18 protein-coding genes are annotated in these 21,854 nt (G+C 72.6%); 8 read left to right on the top strand and 10 right to left on the bottom strand.

Features of this window, described 5'->3' with window-relative positions:
* Positions 1–47: 47 nt before the first annotated feature.
* From ACGFT2_RS20095 to ACGFT2_RS20070, 6 genes are all read right to left on the bottom strand, one after another.
* Positions 48–1,313: a 6-phospho-beta-glucosidase gene (locus tag ACGFT2_RS20095; protein WP_393279856.1), complete on the bottom strand. Its 1,266-nt coding sequence runs from the start codon at positions 1,311–1,313 to the stop codon at positions 48–50.
* Positions 1,314–1,319: 6 nt separating this feature from the next.
* On the bottom strand, positions 1,320–2,216 hold the full coding sequence (locus ACGFT2_RS20090; RefSeq protein ID WP_393279853.1) for a carbohydrate ABC transporter permease: 897 nt from the start codon (positions 2,214–2,216) through the stop codon (positions 1,320–1,322).
* A gap of 2 nt (positions 2,217–2,218) precedes the next feature.
* Positions 2,219–3,160, bottom strand: a complete 942-nt coding sequence (locus ACGFT2_RS20085) for a carbohydrate ABC transporter permease (RefSeq protein ID WP_393279851.1) — start codon at positions 3,158–3,160, stop codon at positions 2,219–2,221.
* Between the two features lie 3 nt (positions 3,161–3,163).
* Entirely contained in the window at positions 3,164–4,507 is a 1,344-nt protein-coding gene (locus ACGFT2_RS20080) for an ABC transporter substrate-binding protein (RefSeq protein ID WP_393279848.1), read from the bottom strand.
* A gap of 135 nt (positions 4,508–4,642) precedes the next feature.
* A complete protein-coding gene (locus ACGFT2_RS20075) occupies positions 4,643–5,854 on the bottom strand; it encodes an ROK family protein (RefSeq protein ID WP_393279845.1) in 1,212 nt (403 codons plus the stop codon).
* Positions 5,855–6,520: 666 nt separating this feature from the next.
* Positions 6,521–7,633 (bottom strand): mechanosensitive ion channel family protein, encoded by a 1,113-nt coding sequence (locus tag ACGFT2_RS20070; RefSeq protein WP_393279842.1) that lies wholly within the window; start codon positions 7,631–7,633, stop codon positions 6,521–6,523.
* 316 nt (positions 7,634–7,949) lie between these two features.
* On the opposite strand from ACGFT2_RS20070, the gene ACGFT2_RS20065 reads away from it, so the two are divergent.
* From ACGFT2_RS20065 to ACGFT2_RS20050, 4 genes are all read left to right on the top strand, one after another.
* On the top strand, positions 7,950–8,486 hold the full coding sequence (locus tag ACGFT2_RS20065) for an HNH endonuclease (RefSeq protein WP_393279840.1): 537 nt from the start codon (positions 7,950–7,952) through the stop codon (positions 8,484–8,486).
* Positions 8,487–9,076: 590 nt separating this feature from the next.
* Positions 9,077–9,322 carry a hypothetical protein gene (locus ACGFT2_RS20060; RefSeq protein WP_393279838.1) on the top strand — a complete coding sequence of 82 codons (246 nt, stop codon included), beginning with the start codon at positions 9,077–9,079 and terminating at the stop codon, positions 9,320–9,322.
* The gene (gene malQ, locus ACGFT2_RS20055; RefSeq protein WP_393279836.1) at positions 9,323–11,476 is read left to right on the top strand and encodes a 4-alpha-glucanotransferase; all 2,154 of its coding nucleotides are present in this window, start codon (positions 9,323–9,325) and stop codon (positions 11,474–11,476) included. It abuts the gene before it with no gap.
* A 167-nt stretch (positions 11,477–11,643) separates the two neighbouring features.
* The gene (locus ACGFT2_RS20050) at positions 11,644–11,925 is read left to right on the top strand and encodes a hypothetical protein (protein ID WP_393279834.1); all 282 of its coding nucleotides are present in this window, start codon (positions 11,644–11,646) and stop codon (positions 11,923–11,925) included.
* 116 nt (positions 11,926–12,041) lie between these two features.
* On the opposite strand, the gene ACGFT2_RS20045 is transcribed toward ACGFT2_RS20050, so the two are convergent.
* Positions 12,042–12,680 carry a TetR family transcriptional regulator gene (locus ACGFT2_RS20045; protein WP_393279832.1) on the bottom strand — a complete coding sequence of 213 codons (639 nt, stop codon included), beginning with the start codon at positions 12,678–12,680 and terminating at the stop codon, positions 12,042–12,044.
* Positions 12,681–13,018: 338 nt separating this feature from the next.
* Here ACGFT2_RS20045 and ACGFT2_RS20040 point away from each other — a divergent pair, with 338 nt between their 5' ends.
* A complete protein-coding gene (locus tag ACGFT2_RS20040; RefSeq protein WP_393279829.1) occupies positions 13,019–14,476 on the top strand; it encodes an FAD-dependent monooxygenase in 1,458 nt (485 codons plus the stop codon).
* 90 nt (positions 14,477–14,566) lie between these two features.
* Here ACGFT2_RS20040 and ACGFT2_RS20035 read toward each other — a convergent pair whose 3' ends face one another.
* Positions 14,567–15,064, bottom strand: coding sequence for a MarR family winged helix-turn-helix transcriptional regulator (locus ACGFT2_RS20035; protein WP_393279826.1), 498 nt, complete (start codon positions 15,062–15,064; stop codon positions 14,567–14,569).
* A 198-nt stretch (positions 15,065–15,262) separates the two neighbouring features.
* Between ACGFT2_RS20035 and ACGFT2_RS20030 the strand changes: the two genes are divergently transcribed.
* Both ACGFT2_RS20030 and ACGFT2_RS20025 read left to right on the top strand, forming a co-directional pair.
* The gene (locus ACGFT2_RS20030) at positions 15,263–16,213 is read left to right on the top strand and encodes a DMT family transporter (protein WP_393279824.1); all 951 of its coding nucleotides are present in this window, start codon (positions 15,263–15,265) and stop codon (positions 16,211–16,213) included.
* 55 nt (positions 16,214–16,268) lie between these two features.
* A complete protein-coding gene (locus tag ACGFT2_RS20025) occupies positions 16,269–17,186 on the top strand; it encodes a LysR family transcriptional regulator (RefSeq protein WP_393279821.1) in 918 nt (305 codons plus the stop codon).
* A 12-nt stretch (positions 17,187–17,198) separates the two neighbouring features.
* Here the strand turns inward: ACGFT2_RS20025 and ACGFT2_RS20020 are convergent, their stop codons facing one another.
* A complete protein-coding gene (locus ACGFT2_RS20020) occupies positions 17,199–17,693 on the bottom strand; it encodes a DUF1203 domain-containing protein (protein ID WP_393279818.1) in 495 nt (164 codons plus the stop codon).
* Between the two features lie 112 nt (positions 17,694–17,805).
* Between ACGFT2_RS20020 and pepN the strand changes: the two genes are divergently transcribed.
* Positions 17,806–20,379, top strand: coding sequence for an aminopeptidase N (pepN, locus tag ACGFT2_RS20015; RefSeq protein ID WP_393279815.1), 2,574 nt, complete (start codon positions 17,806–17,808; stop codon positions 20,377–20,379).
* A gap of 271 nt (positions 20,380–20,650) precedes the next feature.
* Here the strand turns inward: pepN and ACGFT2_RS20010 are convergent, their stop codons facing one another.
* Complete coding sequence (locus ACGFT2_RS20010) at positions 20,651–21,670, bottom strand: aspartate-semialdehyde dehydrogenase (RefSeq protein WP_393279812.1); 1,020 nt, start codon at positions 21,668–21,670, stop codon at positions 20,651–20,653.
* Positions 21,671–21,854: the final 184 nt, after the last annotated feature.

The raw sequence follows: 21,854 nt of genomic DNA, 5'->3' as shown, positions 1-21,854 counted from the left end.
GGCACCCCTCGGCCCCGGGGCGGTGCGGCGCGCGGTCTCAGGTGCGGTCAGGCCCACGCCAGGTGCTCCCGGTTGTGTGCGATCAGCTGGTCGGTGAGGGTCTCGGCGTACTCGTACTGGCCGATCAGGGGGTGGGCGAGCAGGGCGCGGAAGACCCGGTCGCGGCCGCCGCGCAGCGCCGCCTCCAGGGCCAGGTCCTCGTACGCGGTCACGTTCGCGACGAGGCCCGCGAAGAGGGGGTCCAGGTCGGGCACCGGCAGCGGCGCGGGGCCGCTCGGGCCGACCGCCGCCTGGACCTCGATCACCGCGTCGTCGGGGAGGAAGGGCAGCGTGCCCTTGTTGAGCGCGTTCACCACCTGGTACGGGCTGCCGCCGCCGCCCAGCAGGGCCGCGGCGAGGTCCACGGCCGCCTCCGAGTAGTAGGCGCCGCCCCGCTTGGCGAGCAGCGCCGGTTTCTCGTCCAGGGCGGGATCGCCGTACATCGCCAGCAGTTCGCGTTCCATGGCCGCCACCTCCGCCGCCCGGGACGGCTTGCCGCGCAGGCCGCGTACGACCTCGTCGTGGGCGTAGAAGTAGCGCAGGTAGTAGGAGGGGACGACACCCAGGCGGTCGAGCAGCGGCCGGGGCAGGCGCAGGTCGTCGGCGATCGCGTCACCGTGCTCGGCGAGCAGCTTGGGCAGGACGTTCTCGCCCTCCGGGCCGCCCAGCCGGACCCCGGTCTCCCAGGTGAGGTGGTTGAGGCCGGCGTGGGTGAGGTGGACGTCCGCCGGGGCCACGCCCAGCAGCCCGGCGAACTTGCGCTGGAAGCCGATCGCCACGTTGCACAGGCCGATCGCCCGGTGGCCGGCCTGGAGCAGAGCGCGGGTGACGATGCCGACCGGGTTGGTGAAGTCGATGATCCAGGCCCGCGGGTTGGTGCGGCGGACGCGCTCGGCGATGTCCAGGACCACCGGGACCGTGCGCAGCGCCTTGGCGAGGCCGCCCGCACCGGTCGTCTCCTGGCCGATGCAGCCGCATTCCAGCGGCCAGGTCTCGTCCTCCTGCCGGGCCGCCTGCCCGCCGACGCGCAGCTGGATCAGGACCGCGTCGGCGCCCTCGACACCGGCGTCCAGGTCGCCGGTGGTGACGATCCGGCCGTCGTGGCCCTGCTTGGCGAAGATGCGGCGGGCCAGGCCGCCCACCAGCTCCAGGCGGTCCGCGGCCGGATCAACGAGGACGAGTTCCTCGACGGGCAGGGTGTCCCTGAGGCGTGCGAAGCCGTCGACGAGTTCGGGGGTGTAGGTCGAGCCGCCGCCGACCACGGTGAGTTTCATACGTGGTTAACCCTTCACTCCGGTGAGCGTGACGCCCTCGACGAACGCCTTCTGGGCGAAGAAGAACACGAGGATCACGGGGGCCATGACCAGCACCGTCGCGGCCATGGTGAGGTTCCAGTCGGTGTGGTGGGCGCCCTTGAACGACTCCAGGCCGTAGCTCAGGGTCCAGGCGCCGGGATTCTCGGACGCGTAGATCTGGGGGCCGAAGTAGTCGTTCCAGGCGTAGAAGAACTGGAAGAGGGCCACGGCGGCGATGCCCGGCCTGGCCATGGGCAGGACGACCTTCAGCAGGGTGCGCAGCTCTCCGCAGCCGTCGACGCGCGCCGCGTCCAGGTACTCGTTCGGGATCGTCAGCAGGAACTGGCGCAGCAGGAAGATCGAGAACGCGTCCCCGAACGCCATCGGGACGATCAGCGGCCACAGGGTGCCGGAGAGGTCCAGCTGCTTCGCCCAGAACAGGTACATCGGGATGATGATCACCTGTGGAGGCAGCATCATCATCGAGATCACCAGCATGAGTGACAGATTGCGGCCCCGGAAGCGGAACTTGGCGAGCGCGTAGGCCACCGGTGTCGAGGACACCACCGTCAGGACCGTGCCGAGGCCGGCGTAGAACAGCGTGTTCTTCCACCAGGTCAGGAAGCCGGGGGTGTCGAACACCTTGCGGTAGTTGCCCCACTCCCAGGTGTGCGGGACCAGGTCGCGGCTGAGGGCCTGGCTGTCGCTCATCAGCGAGGTCAGGAACACGAACACGAAGGGCAGCACGAAGAACAGGGCCGCGGCGACCCCCAGGGCGTGGACCGCGATCCACTCCAGCAGGGCGCGGCGCCGGGCCGTGCGTTCGGCGCCGTACGACACCGGGGGCGTCTGCTTCACCGGCTGGTCCAGTACGTGGGTCATGGTCAGTCACCTGCCTGCATGAGACCGCCGCGGCGCCGCATCAGCAGTGCGGTGAACGCCATCGACAGGGCGAAGAGCACGAGGGCGACGACGCACGCCGAGCCGTAGTCGAAGCGCTGGAAGCCGAGGTTGTAGACGAGCTGGGGGAGGGTGAGCGTCGACTTGTCCGGGTAGCCGGGCTCGAACTGGGTGCCGGCCCCCTGGATCACGCCCGAGGCGACCTTCCCCGCGATCAGTGGCTGGGTGTAGTACTGCATGGTCTGGATCACGCCGGTCACGACGGCGAACATCACGATCGGGGAGATGTTCGGAAGGGTGACGTAGCGGAAGCGCTGCCAGGCCGAGGCGCCGTCCAGGGAGGCCGCCTCGTACTGCTCCGCCGGCACGTCGAGCAGCGCGGCCATGAAGATGACCATCAGGTCGCCGACGCCCCACAGCGCCAGCAGGGTCAGGGCCGGCTTGGACCAGGTGGGGTCGTTGAACCAGCCCGGAGCCGGGATCCCCACCTTCTCCAGGAGCGAGTCGACCGGTCCCGTGCCGGGGTTGAGCAGGAACGCGAAGGCCATGGTCGCCGCGACCGGCGGGGCCAGGTACGGCAGGTAGAACAGGGTGCGGAAGACGCCCGTACCCGTCTTGATCCTGGTGATGAGCAGGCCGACGCCCAGTCCGAAGACCACGCGCAGCGTCACCATGATCAGCACCAGCCACAGGGTGTTGCGCAGGGCGGGCCAGAACAGCGGATAGTGCTCGAAGACGTAGGCCCAGTTCCTCCCGCCGCTCCACGTCGGCGGCCGGAAACCGTCGTAGTGCATGAACGAGAAGTAGACCGTCGAGAACAGCGGGTACGCGAAGAAGACCGCGAAACCGATCAGCCAGGGCGACATGAAGGCGAGGGTCCGCAGCGCCGACCGGCGGCGCTTGGATGCCAGAGTGACCGTACTCATCGGCTACTTCGCCTGCGCGATATCCGTGTCGATCTGCGCGGCCGTCTTCTTCAGGCCGGCCTTCAGATCGGTGACCTTGCCGCTCTCGTAGTCATAGCCGAACTGCTGGATCGTCACCAGGTACACGCCGCCGTTGACCGACGCGGGTGAGGTGGTGGAATCCGGGTTGCCGGCGATGTCCAGGAACGTCTTGAAACGCGGGTCGTACGTGAGCTTCGGGGACTTCAGCGCCGCGAGCGTGGAGGGCACGTTGTGGATGGCGTTGGCGAAACCGACCACCGCGTCGGTGTCCGTCGTCATGTACTTCACCAGTTCCCAGGCGGCGTTCTGCTTGTGGCTGGTGGCGGCTATGCCGGTGATGGTGCCGGTGATGTAGCCCTTGCCGTACTGCGCGGCCCGGTCGTCCGGCACCGGCAGCGGGGCGACGCCGATCTCGAACTTCGGCTTGGCCTCCTCGGCCATCCCGAGCCGCCACTCGCCGTCGAGCTGCATGGCCACCTGACCGGTGTGGAAGGGGTGCCGGGGGCCCCACTCGTCGCCGAGTGTCGCCCTGAACCTCTCCAGCCTCTGGAAACCGCCCAGTTCGTCCACGAGCTTCTTCTGCAGGGTGAAGCCCTTTTCGAAGGCCGGGTCGGCGGCGATGTTCGACTTGCCGTCCTTGTCGAAATAGGACGGTGAGAACTGCCCGAAATAGTGCTCGGTGGTGGACTCCCAGCCGTGGTAGTTCGGCATGAAGCCGAGCTGGCGGTAGCCGTTGCCCTGGGTGATGGTCAGCTTCCTGGCGTCGGCCTCGAACTCGGACCAGGTCCTGGGCGGATTCGCGATGCCCGCCTTCTCGAACGCCGTCTTGTTGTAGTAGAGCCCGTACGCGTCACCGAGCAGGGGAGCCGTGCAGCGGTTCCCGTCGAACTGGGTGTATTCGTTCATCGGCTTCGGGAAGGTCGTCTCCGGATCGATGCCCGACTTCTCGAAGAAGGGGTTCAGATCCACCAGCGCGCCCGAGGAGCAGAACTTGCCCACGTTGTTGGTGGTGAAGGAGGAGATCACGTCCGGCGCCTTGCCGCCGCCGGAGCGCAGTGCCTGGTTGATCTTGTCGTCGGTCATGTTGCCGACGATGTTCACGTGGATGTTCGGGTGCGCCTTCTCGAAGCCGGCGACCAGCGACCTGACCGCCTTCACCTCGTTCGGCGCGCTCCAGGCGTGCCAGAAGTTGATCGTCGTGTCCTTCGACACGTCGTCCGTGGCACCCGAGCCGGACTGGCCGGTACAGGCGGTGGTGAGCAGGGCCAGCGACGCGGTCAGGGCAAAAGCCGTCTTTCGGACGACTGAGGATGCGACTTCGGGCATGGCGAGGTCTCCCGGGGGCGGAATGGGTGAGAGGGGGAGGTGCTACCTGGGTACTGCTCGGGTGCTGCCGGGTGGCGCGGAGACGGTGCTGGGGCGGTGCTCCGGAGGGCCGGGGTCCGGCCGGTTCGGTAGGGCTCAGCGCGAGGTGTCGAAGACCTCGTCGCGCGTGGTGGCGAGCGCGGACTCCAACGCGCCGCGCAGTACGGGGTGTTCACGGACGTCCCCGACGACCAGCCGGGGCCGGGCCGCCGCCAACTCCTCCAGTTCGGCCTGGACGAGGGCGCGCAGCACCTCGCCGCCGGCCGTCAGGGCGGAGCCGCTGAGAATGACGAGTTCGGGGTCGAGGACGGAGACGAGCGAGGCCAGACCGGTGGCCAGCCGGGTCGCGTAGGTCTGGAGCAGCTCCCGGTGCGGGCCGCTCGCGTGGTCGGCGGCGCGGGCCACCAGCTCCGCCGCGGCCTCGGTGTACGGCCCCGACGGCACGTCCGCGATACCGAGTTCGCGGGCCAGCCGGGGTACCGCCTGGGAGCCGGCCAGCTCCTGATAGCCACCGCTGTTGGCCCTGGTCACCTGGCGCACCAAGGGCGTGCCCGGTACCGGCAGGAAGCCGACCTCGCCGGCGCCGCCGGTCCAGCCGCGGTGCAGCCGGCCGCCGAGGACCAGTGCGGCGCCGAGTCCCTCCTGGTTCCACAGCAGCACGAAGTCCGTATGACCGCGGGCCGCGCCGAGCCGCTGTTCGGCTATGGCGACGAGGTTGACGTCGTTCTCGTACTCCACCGGCATCGGCAGCGCCGCCGCGAGTTCGTCGAGCAGCGCGGGGGAGTGCCAGCCGGGCAGGTGGGAGGCGTAGCGCAGGCGCCCGGTGCCCGGGTCGAAAGCGCCGGGGGTGCCGATGACCAGCCGGTGCACGTCGGACCGGGCGAGCCCGGCGGCCTTCACCGCGCCGTCTAGGGCGTCGGTGACCTGGCGTACGACGGGTTGCGCCGGGCGCCGGCCGGGGGTGGGCAGCTCGTGCTCGCCGACCGTGCGGCCGGTGATGTCGGCGACCGCGGCGCGGATGCGGTCCGGTGTGACGTCGAGTCCGGCGGCGTACGCGGCACCGGGATCGACCGCGTACAGCTGGGCGTTGGGACCCGGCCGGCCCTCGCTGGTGCCGGTCGCCCGGACCAGCCCGGCCGCCTCCAGGCGGGCCAGCAGCTGCGAGGCGGTCGGCTTGGACAGGCCGGTGAGCTTGCCGATCCGGGTGCGCGACAGCGGCCCGTGCTCCAGCAGGAGGTCCAGGGCGGCACGGTCGTTCATGGCGCGCAGGACGCGCGGGGTGCCCGGCGTACCGGCGGTTCCTGCCATGGGGTCGACACCTGCCTTTCCAGCCGCCCAGGTTCTCAGTGATCCGAGCGCGGAGTCCAGTCTCGATCATCGGTCCGCGGAGATCATTGTTAGGAAACTTTCCTATTGGGGTGGGAGGAACGTAAGCCCAGGACGAAGGGGGCGTCAATAGACAACGCCCCCGAGGCAACGGAGTCGTTACCTCGAGGGCGCGAAGATGCGGGGCCGCGCGGGGCGCCGGTGGTGCGGGTCCGGCGGAGCGGGGCCGCGCGGGGCGCCGGGGGCAGGGGGTGCGGGGCGGGGGCCCGTGGCGCGGGGGTGCGGGTCGGGGCGCCGGCGGAGCGGGGCCGCGCGGGGCGCCGGGGGCGCGGGGCCGCGCGGGGCGCCGGTGGTGCGGGGGTGGGGGTCGGGGCGCCGGGGGCGCGGGGGTGCGGGTCGGGGCGCGGGTGGCGCGGGGGCGAGGCTGCCTGTCCGTACGGGGCAGGTCCTCCCGCAGGCGGGCGGGGTGTCCGGGCCCGGTCGTCGCCGACCGGCCGGAGCGAGCCGCGGTGCAGCGTCACCGGCCGACGAGCCGGGCGCCCCCGCGGAACGACGGGGCACCCCGTGCGCTCCCGGCGCCGGAACGCCCCGTCCGTCCACTGGGACGCGTGTGCCGGACCGTGCCCGTGCTGCGGCTGGACCGTTCCCCTACTTCGCCGGCGGTGCCGGGCGCTGGGTGACTATCGGTGCCGTCGCCGCCGTCTGCGGGGAGTCCGCGTTGGCGTACACCGCCGGCGCCGCGACCGCCGCCGTCGGGTCCGGGGCGTCCGCCATGTCCTCCACGGCCGTCGCGCCGCCCACGATGCGGATGCTCGCCGCGTCGAACGCCCGCTTGATCCGCCAGCGCAGCTCCCGCTCGACCGTCACCGACTTGCCCGGCATCGTCTTGGCGGAGACGCGGACCACCATGGAGTCGATCAGCACCGAGTCCAGGCCGAGCACCTCGACCGGGCCCCACAGCAGCTCGTTCCAGGGCTCTTCCTTGCTCAGCTTCTCGGCGACCTCGTCCAGCGTGGCCTTGACCTTGTCCGGGTCCTCGCTCGCCTTCACGGTCACGTCGACCCCGGCCGTCGCCCAGCCCTGCGAGAGGTTCCCGATCCGCTTGACCTCGCCGTTGCGGACGTACCAGATCTCGCCGCTGTCGCCGCGCAGCTTGGTCACCCGCAGACCGACCTCGATCACCTCGCCGGAGGCGACACCGGCGTCGATCACGTCCCCGACGCCGTACTGGTCCTCCAGGATCATGAACACGCCCGAGAGGAAGTCCGTGACCAGGTTCCGGGCACCGAAACCGATCGCCACGCCGGCCACACCGGCCGAGGCCAGCAACGGCGCCAGGTTGATCTTGAAGGTGCCCAGCACCATCAGCGCGGCCGTACCGAGGATCAGGAAGCTCGCCACCGAACGCAGCACCGACCCGATCGCGGCCGAGCGCTGCCGGCGCCGCTCGGCGTTGACCAGCAGCCCGCCCAGCGCGCTGCCCTCCATGGCCGGCGTGGTGCGGCCCATCCGGTCGATCAGCTTCGTGATCGCCCGCCGCACCACCGCCCTCAGCGCGATCGCCACGACCACGACCAGCAGGATCTGCAGGCCCATGGCCAGCCACGTCGACCAGTTCTGCTCGACCCAGCTCGCCGCGTTCGTCGCGCTCTCCTGGGCGTCCTGGAGCGTCGGCACGGCCGGGGGCGTCGACCCGGAGGGGGACGGTGACGGGGACGGCGATGCACCGGCGGCCGACAGGGCGGCGGGCAAGGACGACACGGCAGGTACCTCCAAGGTGCTGCGCGGTCCGCACCGGTGGGCGGTCAAGGTCACGAAAAGGTCACCGGACGGACAGGACCACCACACTAACGGGGCATCGCGCGTGCCCCCCACGGATCCGGGGAGGCGTGCCACAGGAGAGACGGGGCTCACCCCGGCTTGAGCAGGCACTCGTCCGGGGGATGTATCCGGTGTGGTCGAAAACACTCCCAGCCCGTTACCGGGACATGGTGGCGCGGTCACCAGGCATGAGGGGAGACTGACTGCAGATCGTCCCGGCGCGAGCCACGCGCCGCCGACGCCCAAGGAGGCACCCGTGCCGCATGTCCTGGTCCTCAACGCGTCGTACGAGCCGCTCGGCGTCGTACCGCTCCGCCGCGCGCTCGTCCTCGTCCTGGAGAACAAGGCCGTCTCCCTCGAGGAATCCGGCGCCTATATGCACAGCGCGACCGTCACAGTCTCCGCACCCAGCGTGGTCCGGCTCAAGCGATTCGTGCGGGTTCCCTACCGGGGGCCCGTCCCACTCACCCGGCGGGCGCTCTTCGCGCGCGACGGGGGCCGGTGCATGTACTGCGGTGGCGTCGCAACCAGCGTCGACCACGTCATCCCGCGCAGCCGCGGGGGCCAACACCGCTGGGACAACGTGGTGGCGTCCTGCCGCCGCTGCAACCACGTCAAGGCCGACCGGCATCTCGTCGAGCTGGGCTGGCGGCTGCGCCACAAACCGGCTCCGCCCACCGGCCTGGCCTGGCGCATCATCGGCACCGGCCACAGGGACCCGCGCTGGCTGCCCTACTTGCAGCCGTACGGCGCGGACGACGCCATGGCCCGGATCGACGGCATCTCCGCGTAGCCGGTCCGGGCCCCGTTGCGTGTGGGGACGGGACGGGCCGACGCAGGGCAGGACCGGGCGGTCGGGGCCGGCGGGGCCGGCCAGGGCTGCGCGCGGCGCCGGTTGCCTCCTGTCCGACGGTGGCCCCGGCTCCAGCGCCGCCCCGTGGCCCCGGCTTCAGTGCCGGCCGGTGGTCCTGGCTTCAGTGCCGGCCGGTGGTCCTGGCTTCAGTGCCGGCCGGTGGGCCTGGCTTCAGTGCCGGCCGGTGGTCCCGGTTTCAGTGCCGGCCGGTGGCCTGGCCTTCTCCCGCCGGCCCCCCATGGGGCGGAGCGGTCTCACAACCCTTCTGCCGATCATCGGGCCGGCTCCGGGCCACGGCCACTCCATCAGGTGCTCCGGCAACGGCCGTGAGTGCCGACGCCCTCACGGGGTAGGCCTGCCGTAACCCGACCGAGAACCGCACCCCGTCCGACACGGCACCGATCCCCAGCGACCGCCCCCCACCGGCCGACCTCCACCCCCCGGCCGTCACCGACCGACCCCTCACCGACCGCCCCCCATTCCCCGCCCCCTCCCCGCCCCCCACCGATCACACCCACAAGGAGGCCCCCGTGGCCGCACCGGCTCGACTTCCTGTCCCCGCCCAGTGGAAACCCGTGGCGGACCAGTCCGCCGACACCGACGAGGCGCCCCTGTGCGTCTTCAGCTCCGAGAGCGCGTGCACGCAGGCGCCGCTGACCAGCGAACCGCCGCTGCCGGACGCCGAACCCCTGACCAGTGAGCCCCCGCTCGCCGAGACCGCCCCGCTGACCAGCGAGTCAGACCCGATCCCCGACTTCTTCACCGCGGGGGTGTAGATGGCCGCGGCGTACGACGACACGGAGCCGCCCCGGACGGCGGGCCCCGAGTTGTCCCGGCTCGCCGAACTGCATGGGGTCGCCGGCTCCTACAGCCCCGCACCGGACCGTACCGTCGCGGTCCCCGCCTCCGCCGTGGTCGCCGCCCTGGCCGCCCTCGGCGTCGACGCGGGCACCCCGGACGCCGTCCACGCCGCGCTCACCGAGCGGGAACGCGAACTGCGCGAGCGCCTGCTGCCGCCGACACTGGTCCAGTGGGCCGGCACCGAGCCCCCCGCCGCCCTCGCCGCACTGCCCGTCGGCACCCGGCTGCGCGTCGAGACCGAGGAGGGCGAGGAGCGGGACGGGACCGCCGGGCTTCCCCTCGGCGTGCACCGGCTGACCGCGCTCGCGCCCGACGGCCGCACCGGCCACGCCCACCTCGTCGTCGCCCCCGACCGGCTGCCCGCCCCGCCAGGACGCTCCTACGGCCTCCTCGTCCAGCTGTACTCGCTGCTCTCCCGCCGCTCCTGGGGCATGGGCGACCTCGGGGACCTCGCCGAGCTGGCCGGCTGGGCCGGGCGCACCGCCGGCGCCGGGTTCATCCAGGTCAACCCGTTGCACGCGGCCGTACCCGGCGCCCCCACCGACCCGTCGCCGTACCGGCCCTCCTCCCGTCGTTTCCCCGACCCCGTGCACCTGCGGATCGAGGAGATCGGCGAGTTCGGTTACGTCGCGGACCGCGAGCGACTGAACAGCCTGCTGGAGCGGGCCGAGCGGCTGCGGGCCACCGTCCTCGACAAGGGCGCCCTCATCGACCGCGACGCCGTGTGGGAGCTGAAGCGAGAGGCACTGGAACTCGTCCTCGCGGTCCCCCTCGGACCCGGCAGGCAGGCCGCTTACGACGACTTCCGCGCCTCCCACGGCCAGGCGCTCGACGACCACGCCACCTGGTACGCCCTCGCCGAGATCCACGGTTCCGACTGGCACCGCTGGCCGGACGGGCTGCGTGACCCGCGCTCCGCCGAAACCGCCCGCGCCCGCGCCGAACTCGCCGACCGCGTCGACTTCCACGCCCGCCTCGCCTGGCTGACCGACGGCCAGCTCCGCGCCGCCCAGCGCGCCGCCCGCGAGGCCGGGATGCCCGTCGGAATCGTGCACGACCTCGCCGTCGGCGTGCACCCGGTGGGCGCCGACGCCTGGGCACAGCAGGACGTGTTCGCCGCAGGCACCTCGGTCGGCGCCCCACCGGACGCCTTCAACGCCCGCGGCCAGGACTGGGGGCTGCCGCCCTGGCGTCCCGACCGGCTCGCCGCGTGCGGCCACGCCCCCTACCGCGACCTGCTGCGCGCCCTCTTCCGCTACGCCGGCGCCCTGCGCATCGACCACGTCATGGGCCTGTTCCGGCTCTGGTGGGTGCCCCAGGGCAGCCCGCCCACCGAGGGCACCTACGTCCGCTACGACGCCGACGCCATGCTCGCCCTCCTCGCCCTGGAGGCCACCCGGGCCGGCGCGGTCGTCATCGGCGAGGACCTCGGCACCGTCGAGCCCGGCGTGCGCGAGAGACTGCAGCGGCGCGGGGTGCTCGGCACCTCCGTGCTCTGGTTCGAACGGGACTGGGAGGGCGACGGCCACCCGCTGCCGCCCGAGCGCTGGCGCGCAGACTGCCTGGCCACCGCCACCACCCACGATCTGCCGCCCACCGCCGCCCGGCTCACCGGCGACCACGTCGAGCTGCGCGACCGTCTCGGCCTGCTCACCCGCTTGGCGTCCGAGGAGCGCGCCGAGGCCACCGCCGACGCGGCGGAATGGCTCGCGCTGCTGGGCAGCCTCGGTCTGCTGGACAGTCCGGCGGCCGGACCGCCCGGCTCCGACGAGGAGGAGGAGATCCGCGCCGTCCACCGTTTCCTGCTCCGCACCCCGGCCCGCCTGCTCGGCGTCTGGCTGCCGGACGGGGTGGGCGACCGCCGCCCGCAGAACCTGCCGGGCACGTGGGACCAGTATCCGAACTGGCGGCTGCCGATCGCCGACCGCGAGGGCAGGCCGGTGCCGCTGGAGGAACTGGCGGCCTCGGGACGCCTGCGGGCCCTGCTGGAAGTCCTCCGGCACCCCGCCCCACCGGACCTGCCGGACCCACTGAACCCTCCGGACCCACCGGCCCCACCGGAGGCCTGAGGAACCGGCTCCGTCGGAGGCTCGAGGGACGGGGCACGCCGACCGACTTGAGGAGGACGACGTCCGCGCCCACACCTCGGCCCGCCGGCCCACCCGTGTCCGCACCCCGCATCGCGTACGCGGACCCCGGGCGCGCACCCCGCGCGGCGGTTCGCTAACTTGAGAGCGTGGACAAGAAGAACGCCCTGCGCGCCGGCGCCCTGGCCGCCGGTACGACGCTGATGATGCTGCTCATGTCGTCCCCCGCGCTCGCGGTGGCCCGCGACGACGGCGACGACCCCGGCTCTGGCCTGAGCGTCATCCAGACGCTGGGTCTCTACGTGTTCCTCCCGATCGCCCTGTTCGTGGTCATCGCCGGCCTCGTCATGGTGCTGGACCGGTCCCACCGGAAGAAGGACGACACCACGTCCAACATCAACGTCAGGTCCGGCGCCGACGCCAAGGCCTGACCGCACCGTAGATTCCGTCGCCGAGGGCGCCGGTCCCCCCGTCGGTACGCGCACACGCCGTACCCGGGGGAGACCGGCGCCCTCGGTGTTTCTCCGAGCCGTGCGGGCCGGCCGCGTCAGGGGTTCGGCGCGGTCAGATACCGCTGCACGGTCGGCCCCAGCCACGCCACCAGCTCCTCGCGGGTCAGCGCCCGGGCCGGTGGCAGCCGCAGCACGTAGCGGGTGAGGGCCAGCCCGAGCAGCTGCGCGGCGCACAGCGCGGCCCGCGCCGGGACCTGCTCGGGGTCGGGGCACACCTGCCGTGCCACCGGCAGCAACTGGTCCCGGAAGACGTCCTGCATCCGCTCGGCCCCGGCCTGGTTGGTGACGCCGACCCGGAGGACGGCGGTCAGCTCCTCGTTCTCCTCCCACAGGCCCAGGAAGTGGCCCACCATCGCCCGCCCGACCTCGTCCGGCGGCACCCGCGTCAGGTCGGGCAGCCGCAGCTCCAGCGTGACGGCCGCCGCGAACAGGCCCTCCTTGCTGCCGAAGTACCGCATCACCATCGACGGGTCGATGCGCGCGTCCTTGGCGATGGCCCGGATCGTGGCCCGCTCGTAGCCGTCGGAGGCGAAGCGCTCGCGGGCGGCGGCGAGGATGGCGCCCCGCGTCGCGTCGGAGCGGCGGGCCTGGGGCGTGGCCCGAGAGGGCTTCCCGGCCGCGGGCGGCGGTGCGGCCGTATGCGGGGGCTGGGGCGTTTCGGTACTGCCGGTCATGCCGACGAGCTTAGGCCAACACGCGTAGGCCAACAAGTGTTGACTGAGCTTCCGTATCGGCCTACGCTTGCCAACAGACGTTGACCAACGCTTGTTGGCCAACAGGCGTAGGCCAATGATCGCCGGCCGGCCGACGCAGGCGAACAAACGTTGGCCAACAGGCGTAGGTCGGTGATCGTCAGCCAGCCGGCGTAGGCCAACAAGCGTTGGCCGACAGGTGTCGGCCATCACGTCTCGGCCTCCCACCAGGGCCATCACGTATCGGCCCTCGCGTGTGGGCCGTCAGGCGACGACCGCCACAACGTCGATCACCACCCGTTGGCACCCAGGAGGCCACCATGAACGGCACCGCAGGAACCCCCGGGATCGTCGTCGTCGGGTCCGGTCCCACCGGCCTCCTCTTGGCCGGCGACCTGGCCACCGCCCGCATCCCGGTCACCGTCCTCGAGAAGCGCCCCCACGACATCAGCAACCTCTCCCGCGCATTCGTCCTGCACGCCCGCACCCTGGAGCAGCTCGACGTCCGCGGTCTCGCCGACGGTCTCGAGGCCGTGGGGCAGCCCCTGGACCGCCTTCGTCTCTTCGGTCGCCTCACCATCGACCTCACCGACCTCCCCTCCCGTTTCCGCCACCTCCTCGTCCTGCCGCAGTACGAGGTCGAGAAGGCGCTGGAGCGGCGCGCGATCGAGGCGGGTGCCGACTTCCGGTACCGGACGGAGGTGACCGGCCTCGACCAGGACGCGGACGGCGTGACCCTGCAGGCCCGCGGGCCCGGCGGGCGCGCGGAGACCTTCCGGGCCGCGTACGTGGTCGGCGCCGACGGCATGCGCAGCGCCGTGCGGGAGGCGATCGGTCTGCCCTTCCCGGGCAGGTCGGTCATCCGGTCCGTCGTCCTCGCCGACGTCCGGCTCGCCGAGCAGCCCCCGACCCTGCTCACGGTCAACGCCGTAGGCGACGCCTTCGCCTTCCTCGCGCCGTTCGGTGACGGCTACCACCGGGTGATCGGCTGGCACCGCGGCCGCAACGTGCCCGACCACGAGCCGCTGGATCTGGCGGAGGTCAAGGAGATCACCCGGCTCGCGCTCGGCCGCGACTTCGGCATGCACGACGCCCGCTGGATGTCCCGCTTCCACAGCGACGAGCGGCAGGCGCCGGCCTACCGGGTGGGCCGGGTCTTCCTCGCCGGTGACGCGGCGCACGTGCACACGCCGGCCGGCGGCCAGGGCATGAACACCGGGCTGCAGGACGCGGCGAACCTCAGCTGGAAGCTGGCGGCCGTGGCCGGCGGCCACGCGGACCCGCGACTGCTGGACGGTTACCAGGACGAGCGCCACCCCGTCGGCAAGGCGGTGCTGCGCAGCAGCGGCGGGATCGTCCGCCTCGCCATGGCCAGACGCCCCTGGACGCTGGCGGCGCGCGCCGCCCTCACCGCCTTCCTGGACACGGTCGGTCCGGCGCGGCGCAAGGTCGTCGGCGAGATCACCGGTATCGGCTACCGCTACCCCGCGCCCCGGGGCGCCCACCGCCTCACCGGAGCGCGGGTCCCGGACGTCGCCCTGGCGGGTGGCGGCCGCCTCCACGAGGCACTGCGGGGCAGCCGGTTCGTGCTGATCACGCCGGAGCCGTTCGAGCCGGGGCCGGGCCGCGCGGACCGGCTGGCCGTGACCCGCTGGGCGGGCGACCGTCGCACGTCCGTGCTGGTGCGCCCCGACGGCTATGCGGCCTGGGCCGCCGACGCGGCCGCCCCGGCGGAGGTCGCGGCTGCCGTCACCCGCCACGTCGGGTCCCCCGGCTGAGCCGTGCGGCGGCCGTGCGGGGAGCCCCGAGCGGCCGCCGGCTGATCCGTGCGGCGGCCGTCCGGAGCGGCCGGGGCGGCTGCTTCCCGGTTACTCCTCGGTGGCGTACAGCAACTCCCGCAACAACTCCGCGAGTTGTCCGGCCTGCTCGGCGGTCAGGGAGGTCAGGGCGGCCTCCTGTTCGGCCAGTCCGGCGCCGACGGCCTCGTCGATCAGCCGCAGCCCCTCCTCGGTGAGCGTGACCTGCAGACCGCGCCGGTCGTGCGGATCGGGGGAGCGATGCAGCAGCCCGGCCCGCTCCAGCTTGTCGAGGCGGCCGGTCATACCGCCGGTGGTGAGCATGAGGGCGGCCGACAGCCGGCGGGGCGAGAGGGCGTGCGGCTCGCCGGCCCGGCGCAGGGTGGCGAGCACGTCGAACTCGCCGCGGGAGATGCCGTAGGGCTCGTACGCCTTCTCCATCCGGTCGCCCATGGCGCGGGTGAGCCGGAAGACGCGGCCGAAGATCTCCATCGCCCTGGTGTCGAGGTCGGACCGCACCTGCGCCCACTGGTCGATCTCCGCGTCGACGGCGTCCTTGCGCTGCTGCATGCGGTGAGTATCGGTGCCGGACCGGTCGGCGGCAAGGAAGTTACTCCCCCGCGAACGGCTTGCGGGCGAGCCGTGGATCCTCCCTGCAACCATTCAGAACTGCTGGAAGGAATGGTCGAAAACATTCGATGGACCTGACCGGTCCGGCGCTGGGACGGTGAGGACAAGACCCGCCCACCACCCAGCGAAAGGACGCCCGTGGCCGCCGTCCTGCACCGGACCACCGCCTCTAACCCCCGCCCCTCCCGCCCGGCCCGTACGGCCACGGCCCCCCTCCTCGGCGTCGCCTGTGCCGCCCTCGCCACCGTCGTCTGGTCCGGCAGTTTCGTCACCTCCCGCGCACTGCACGACAGCGTCCCGCCCGTCCAGCACGCCTTCTGGCGCTGGGTGATCGCCCTGATCGCCGTCGCCCCCTTCGGCGCCCGGCAGGCCTGGCGGCAGCGGGCGCCACTGCGCCGGCACGGCCGGTACGTCCTCCTGGTCTCGCTGCTCGGCGTGGCGGCCTACAACACGCTCGTCAACCAGGCCGGGCTGACCACCCCGGCCGCCACCATGGGCATGATCATGGCCGCGTCGCCGGTGCTCATGGCGGTGTTCGAGCGGCTGGGCGGCGTACGGCTCGGCGCGCGGCGCACCACCGGGCTGCTCGTCGCCTGCGCCGGAGTGGCGCTGCTGGCCGGCGGCGACACCGGCTTCCCCGCCGGTGGTCCGTGGATGATCGCGGCCGCCTGCTGCTTCGCCGGCTACAGCGCGCTGCTGCGCCGCCGGCCCGCCGAACTCGGCGGCACCGCCTTCCTGTTCACCACTTTCGTGGTGGGCACCGTCCTGCTGCTGCCCGTGCAGGCCGGCAGCCTCGCCATCCAGGGAGGCTTCACCCCGGCCCCCTCGACCGTGCTGCCCCTGCTCTACGTCGGCGTGGCCTCCTCCGCGCTCGCCTTCTTCGCCTGGAACAGGGCCATCGCCCTGATCGGCGCCACCCGTGCGGGCATCGTCTACTACCTGCAGCCGGTGTGCGTGGCCCTGCTGTCCTGGGCGGTGCTCGGCGAACGCACCGGATGGCCCCGGCTCGCGTGCATGGCGCTGATCCTGGGCGGGGTCGTCCTCGGCGCGGGTTCCAGGCGCCGACCACGCGGCGGCCCGGCCTCGTGACGTGGGAGACGCGCCGGCGGCGGCCGGTCGCGCGGCGGCGTGTAGCGTGCCGCGCATGGCCGAGTGGGACCTGAGGAAACTGCGGATCCTGCGCACCCTGCGCGAGCGGGGGACCGTGACCGCGACCGCCGAGGCCCTGCACATGACCCCGTCCGCGGTCTCCCAGCAACTCACCAACCTCGCGCGGCAGCTGGGCGTTCCCCTGCTGGAGGCCCAGGGGCGCCGGGTGCGGCTCACCGACGCGTCCCGGCTGGTGCTGGCGCACGCCGAAGCGGTGTTCGAGCAGCTGGAGCGGGCGGACGCGGCGCTCGCGGCGTACGCCCGGGGGGAGGCCGGGGAGGTACGGGTCGGTGCCTTCTCCACGGCGGTGCCCGCCCTGGTCGTACCGGCCGTGCGGGCCCTGCGCGCGTCGCATCCGCAGGTGACCGTCCGGGTCCGGGAGGCGGAGGCCGCCGAGGCGTACGAGCTGCTGGCCGGCGGCGAGGTGGATCTCGCCCTCTCCCTGGCGGCCGAGGCGCCGAGCGCGGCGGACCCGCGGTTCACGCGCCTGCCCCTGCTCACCGACCCCCTCGACGTGGCCCTGCCCCCCGGCCACCCCCTCGCCGGCGCCGGCACCCTGGCCCTGACCGATCTCGCCGAGGAGCCCTGGATCTTCGGCGGCAGCGGGCCCTGGTCGGACATCACCCGCCGGGCCTGCGAGGCGGCCGGCTTCAGCCCCCACCAGGGTCACTCGGCCGCCGGATGGACCGCGATCCTCGCCATGGTGGAGGCGGGCATGGGCGTCGCCCTCGTACCCAGGATGGCGGCCGGCCGCCGCGAGGGTGTCGTCCTGCGCGAGCTGGGCGCGGAGCGTCCGGTACGCCATGTGGTGGCGGCGGTCCGCAAGGGCGCGGAGACCGGCCGGGCCGTGGCCCGGGTGCTCCGGGTGCTGGGCGACACGGCCGCCGCCGGGCGCCCCGACGGGGGCACGTGACCGGCGCGGTGATCAGGCGGCGGACGTGTCCGGGGTCCGCCTGACCTCGTAGAGGAAGCAGCCGTACTCCACCGCCCGCACGTGCAGCAGCGCCACCTCCGGGTCGGCGAAGGCCTCCGCGAAGGCGGGCTCGAAACCGGCCTCGTCCTCGACCAGGCGGCCGCCGAGGATGTGGCCGTCGGCGGAGTAGCGGCGCACCGTGCGGTGGGCGCCGGTGAAGGGCAGCGCGGCGCCGTCCGGGCCGGGGCACTCGGCGGCGTGGACGAAGACCGGCCCCTGCTCGTCGTAGGCACCGGGTTCGGCCCCCGTCCCGGCCGCCCAGCGGCGCAGCGGTGCGTACGAGACCAGGGCGATCCACTCGCCGGGGGTGCTGCGGCGCAGACAGCAGCGCAGCGGCGCCCCGCCCTCCGCGTCGGCGAACGGAAGCGGCGGACGGCCCGCGTCGTCGGCGTCGCGCAGCTCCTCGAGGACCTCCGCCGTGATGGGTCGTGCGGTGTACGTCGTCATGTGCCCAGCGTCGCGTCCCGCCGCCGCGCTCACCGGCGGGAACCGGACATCGCGTTCCCCACCGGTCCCATGGAAGGATGGCGCAACCGACACATAACGAGGAGATGACCGCGTGCCTGGCACAAACCTGACCCGCGAAGAGGCACAGCAGCGGGCGGAGCTGCTCACCGTTGACTCGTACGAGATCGATCTCGACCTCTCCGGCGCGCAGGAGGGCGGTACCTACCGGTCTGTGACCACGGTGCGCTTCGACGTCGCGCGGGGCGGCGCGGAGTCGTTCATCGACCTGGTGGCCCCGGCCGTCCACGAGGTGGTGCTCAACGGCGACGAGCTGGCCGCCGACGAGGTCTTCGAGGACTCCCGGATCGCCCTGCCCGGGCTGCTGCAGGGGCGCAACGTCCTGCGGGTCGTCGCCGACTGCGCGTACACCAACACCGGTGAGGGCCTGCACCGCTTCGTCGACCCGGTCGACGAACAGGCCTACCTCTACACCCAGTTCGAGGTTCCGGACGCCCGCCGCGTCTTCGCGTCCTTCGAGCAGCCGGACCTGAAGGCCACCTTCCGCTTCACCGTGAAGGCGCCCGAGGGCTGGACCGTCATTTCCAACTCGGCCACGCCCGAGCCCAAGGACAACGTCTGGGCCTTCGAGCCGACGCCGCGCATCTCGTCGTACATCACGGCGCTCATCGTCGGCCCGTACCACTCGGTGCACAGCGTGTACGAGAAGGACGGCCAGTCCGTCCCGCTCGGCATCTACTGCCGGCCCTCGCTCGCCGAGTTCCTGGACTCGGACGCGATCTTCGAGGTCACCCGGCAGGGCTTCGACTGGTTCCAGGAGAAGTTCGACTACGCCTACCCCTTCGAGAAGTACGACCAGCTGTTCGTGCCCGAGTTCAACGCGGGCGCGATGGAGAACGCGGGCGCGGTGACCATCCGCGACCAGTACGTCTTCCGGTCCAAGGTGACCGACGCGGCGTACGAGGTGCGTGCGGAGACGATCCTGCACGAGCTGGCCCACATGTGGTTCGGCGACCTGGTCACCATGGAGTGGTGGAACGACCTCTGGCTGAACGAGTCGTTCGCCACCTACACCTCCATCGCCTGCCAGGCCGCCGCGCCCGGCTCGAAGTGGCCGCACTCGTGGACCACGTTCGCCAACTCGATGAAGACCTGGGCCTACCGTCAGGACCAGCTGCCGTCCACCCACCCGATCATGGCGGACATCCGCGACCTGGACGACGTGCTCGTCAACTTCGACGGCATCACGTACGCCAAGGGTGCGAGCGTGCTCAAGCAGCTCGTCGCCTATGTCGGCGAGGACGAGTTCTTCACGGGCGTGCAGGCCTATTTCAAGCGGCACGCGTTCGGCAACACCCGCCTGTCGGACCTGCTGGGCGCGCTGGAGGAGACCTCCGGCCGCGACCTGAAGACCTGGTCGACGAAGTGGCTGCAGACGGCCGGCATCAACGTCCTGCGCCCGGAGATCGCCACCGACGCCGACGGGGTCGTCACCTCCTTCGCCGTCCGCCAGGAGGCCCCGGCCCTGCCGGCCGGCGCCAAGGGCGAGCCGACCCTGCGCCCGCACCGCATCGCGATCGGCCTGTACGACCTGGACGCCGGCTCCGGCAAGCTGGTGCGCACCGACCGGATCGAGCTGGACGTCGACGGCGCGCTGACCGCAGTACCGCAGCTGACCGGCAAGCGCCGTCCGGCGGTCGTCCTGCTCAACGACGACGACCTCTCCTACGCCAAGGTCCGGCTGGACGAGGAGTCGCTGAAGACCGTCACCGAGCACCTCGGCGACTTCGAGGCGTCCCTGCCGCGCGCCCTGTGCTGGGCGTCCGCGTGGGACATGACGCGGGACGCCGAGCTGGCCGCCCGCGACTACCTCGCGCTCGTCCTGTCCGGCATCGGCAAGGAGTCGGACATCGGCGTCGTGCAGTCCCTGCACCGCCAGGTCAAGCTGGCGATCGACCTGTACGCCGCCCCGGCCGCCCACGAGCCGCTGCTGACCCGCTGGACCGACGCCACCCTGGCCCACCTGCGTGCCGCGGAGGCGGGCAGCGACCACCAGCTGGCCTGGGCGCGGGCGTTCGCGGCGACCGCGCGCACCCCCGAGCAGCTGGACCTGCTGGAGGGGCTGCTGGACGGCACGCAGAGCATCGAGGGCCTGGCCGTCGACACCGAGCTGCGCTGGGCGTTCGTGCAGCGGCTCGCGGCGGTCGGCCGGTACGACGAGGCCGAGATCGCGGGCGAGTACGAGCGGGACAGGACGGCGGCCGGTGAGCGGCACGCGGCCACCGCCCGCGCGGCCCGTCCCACGGAGGAGGCCAAGGCGGAGGCGTGGACCTCGGTCGTCGAGTCCGACAAGCTGCCCAACGCCGTGCAGGAGGCCGTGATCGGCGGCTTCGTGCAGACCGACCAGCGCGAGCTGCTGGCGCCCTACACGGACCGGTACTTCGAGGTCCTCAAGGGCGTCTGGGACTCCCGTTCGCACGAGATCGCCCAGCAGATCGCGATCGGCCTGTACCCGTCGGTCCAGGTCGGCGAGGAGACCCTGGCCAAGACGGACGCCTGGCTGGCCTCCGCCGAGCCGAACGCGGCCCTGCGCCGCCTCGTCTCGGAGTCCCGCGCGGGCGTCGAGCGCGCCCTGAAGGCCCAGGCGGCGGACGCGGCCGCCCAGTAGCCTCCGGCACGATCAGGAGAGGGCGCCCGGCGATCCGCCGGGCGCCCTCTCCTCGTGCCCTCGGCGCGGGCCCGTTCCGCGTCCCGGCGGGCTGCCGATGATGCCCTGCCCTGTCCTGCCAGCGGCGGTGGCGCCCCCGGCGGTGGCGCGTACGGCGGTGGCGCGTACGGCGGGGGCCGACCGCCCGGCCGTGCCCGGCCGGCGCGTTCGCCGGACTGCACGGGGACAGGGGCGGCCACGTGGTCGTGGCCGCCCCTGTCGCACTGGCTCGTTACTTGCCGGACAGCTCCGCCGCCACCAGCTCCGCGATCTGCACCGCGTTCAGCGCGGCACCCTTGCGGAGGTTGTCGTTGGAGATGAACAGCGCCAGGCCGTTGTCCACCGTCTCGTCGCGGCGGATGCGGCCGACGTACGACGGGTCCTGACCGGCCGCCTGCAGCGGGGTCGGGATCTCGGAGAGGGCGACACCGGGGGCCTTCGCGAGCACCTCGGTGGCGCGCTCGGGGGAGATGGGGCGGGCGAACCGGGCGTTGACCTGGAGGGAGTGGCCCGAGAAGACGGGGACGCGCACGCAGGTGCCGGAGACCTTCAGCTCGGGGATCTCCAGGATCTTGCGGGACTCGTTGCGCAGCTTCTGCTCCTCGTCGGTCTCGTTCAGACCGTCGTCGACGATGTTGCCCGCGAGGGGCAGCACGTTGAAGGCGATGGTGCGCTTGTAGACCTGCGGCTCGGGGAAGTCGACCGCCTCGCCGTCGTGGGTGAGCTTGTCCGCCTCGGCGGCCACCTTCTGCACCTGGCCGTGCAGCTCGGCCACGCCCGCGAGCCCGGAACCGGACACCGCCTGGTAGGTGGCGACGACCAGCGACTCCAGGCCGGCCTCCTCGTGCAGCGGCCTGAGCACCGGCATCGCGGCCATGGTGGTGCAGTTCGGGTTGGCGATGATGCCCTTCGGACGGTCGGCGATGGCGTGCGGGTTCACCTCGGAGACGACCAGCGGGACCTCGGGGTCCTTGCGCCAGGCGGAGGAGTTGTCGATGACGACGGCGCCCTGGGAGGCGACCTTCTCGGCCAGCGCCTTGGAGGTCGAGCCGCCGGCGGAGAAGAGCACGATGTCGAGGCCGGTGTAGTCGGCGGTCGTCGCGTCCTCCACCGTCACGCCGTCCAGCACGGTCCCGGCCGAGCGGGCCGAGGCGAACAGGCGCAGCTGTGTGACCGGGAAGTTCCGCTCCACGAGGATCCTGCGCATGACCGTGCCGACCTGACCGGTGGCTCCGACGATTCCGACCCTCACAGTGACTCCCTCTATCCGTGTCTCGCATGACCGGGGCTTTTCCATCATGCGGCCGACCCCGGTCCGCGTGTCCAATTCTTTGCGGGTCGTGCCCGAAGAATGGGACACGATCACCCGGCGGCCGGTTCCGTACCTCCGTCGGTCACCTCGCTGAGCTGGAGAAATTCGCTCCGTGGAGGGTGCG

This window comes from Streptomyces sp. NPDC048514 (assembly GCF_043199955.1).
Lineage (GTDB): Bacteria > Actinomycetota > Actinomycetes > Streptomycetales > Streptomycetaceae > Streptomyces.
Note: the sequence above shows the minus strand (reverse complement) of the source record. Positions and strands in the feature narration are given on the sequence as shown.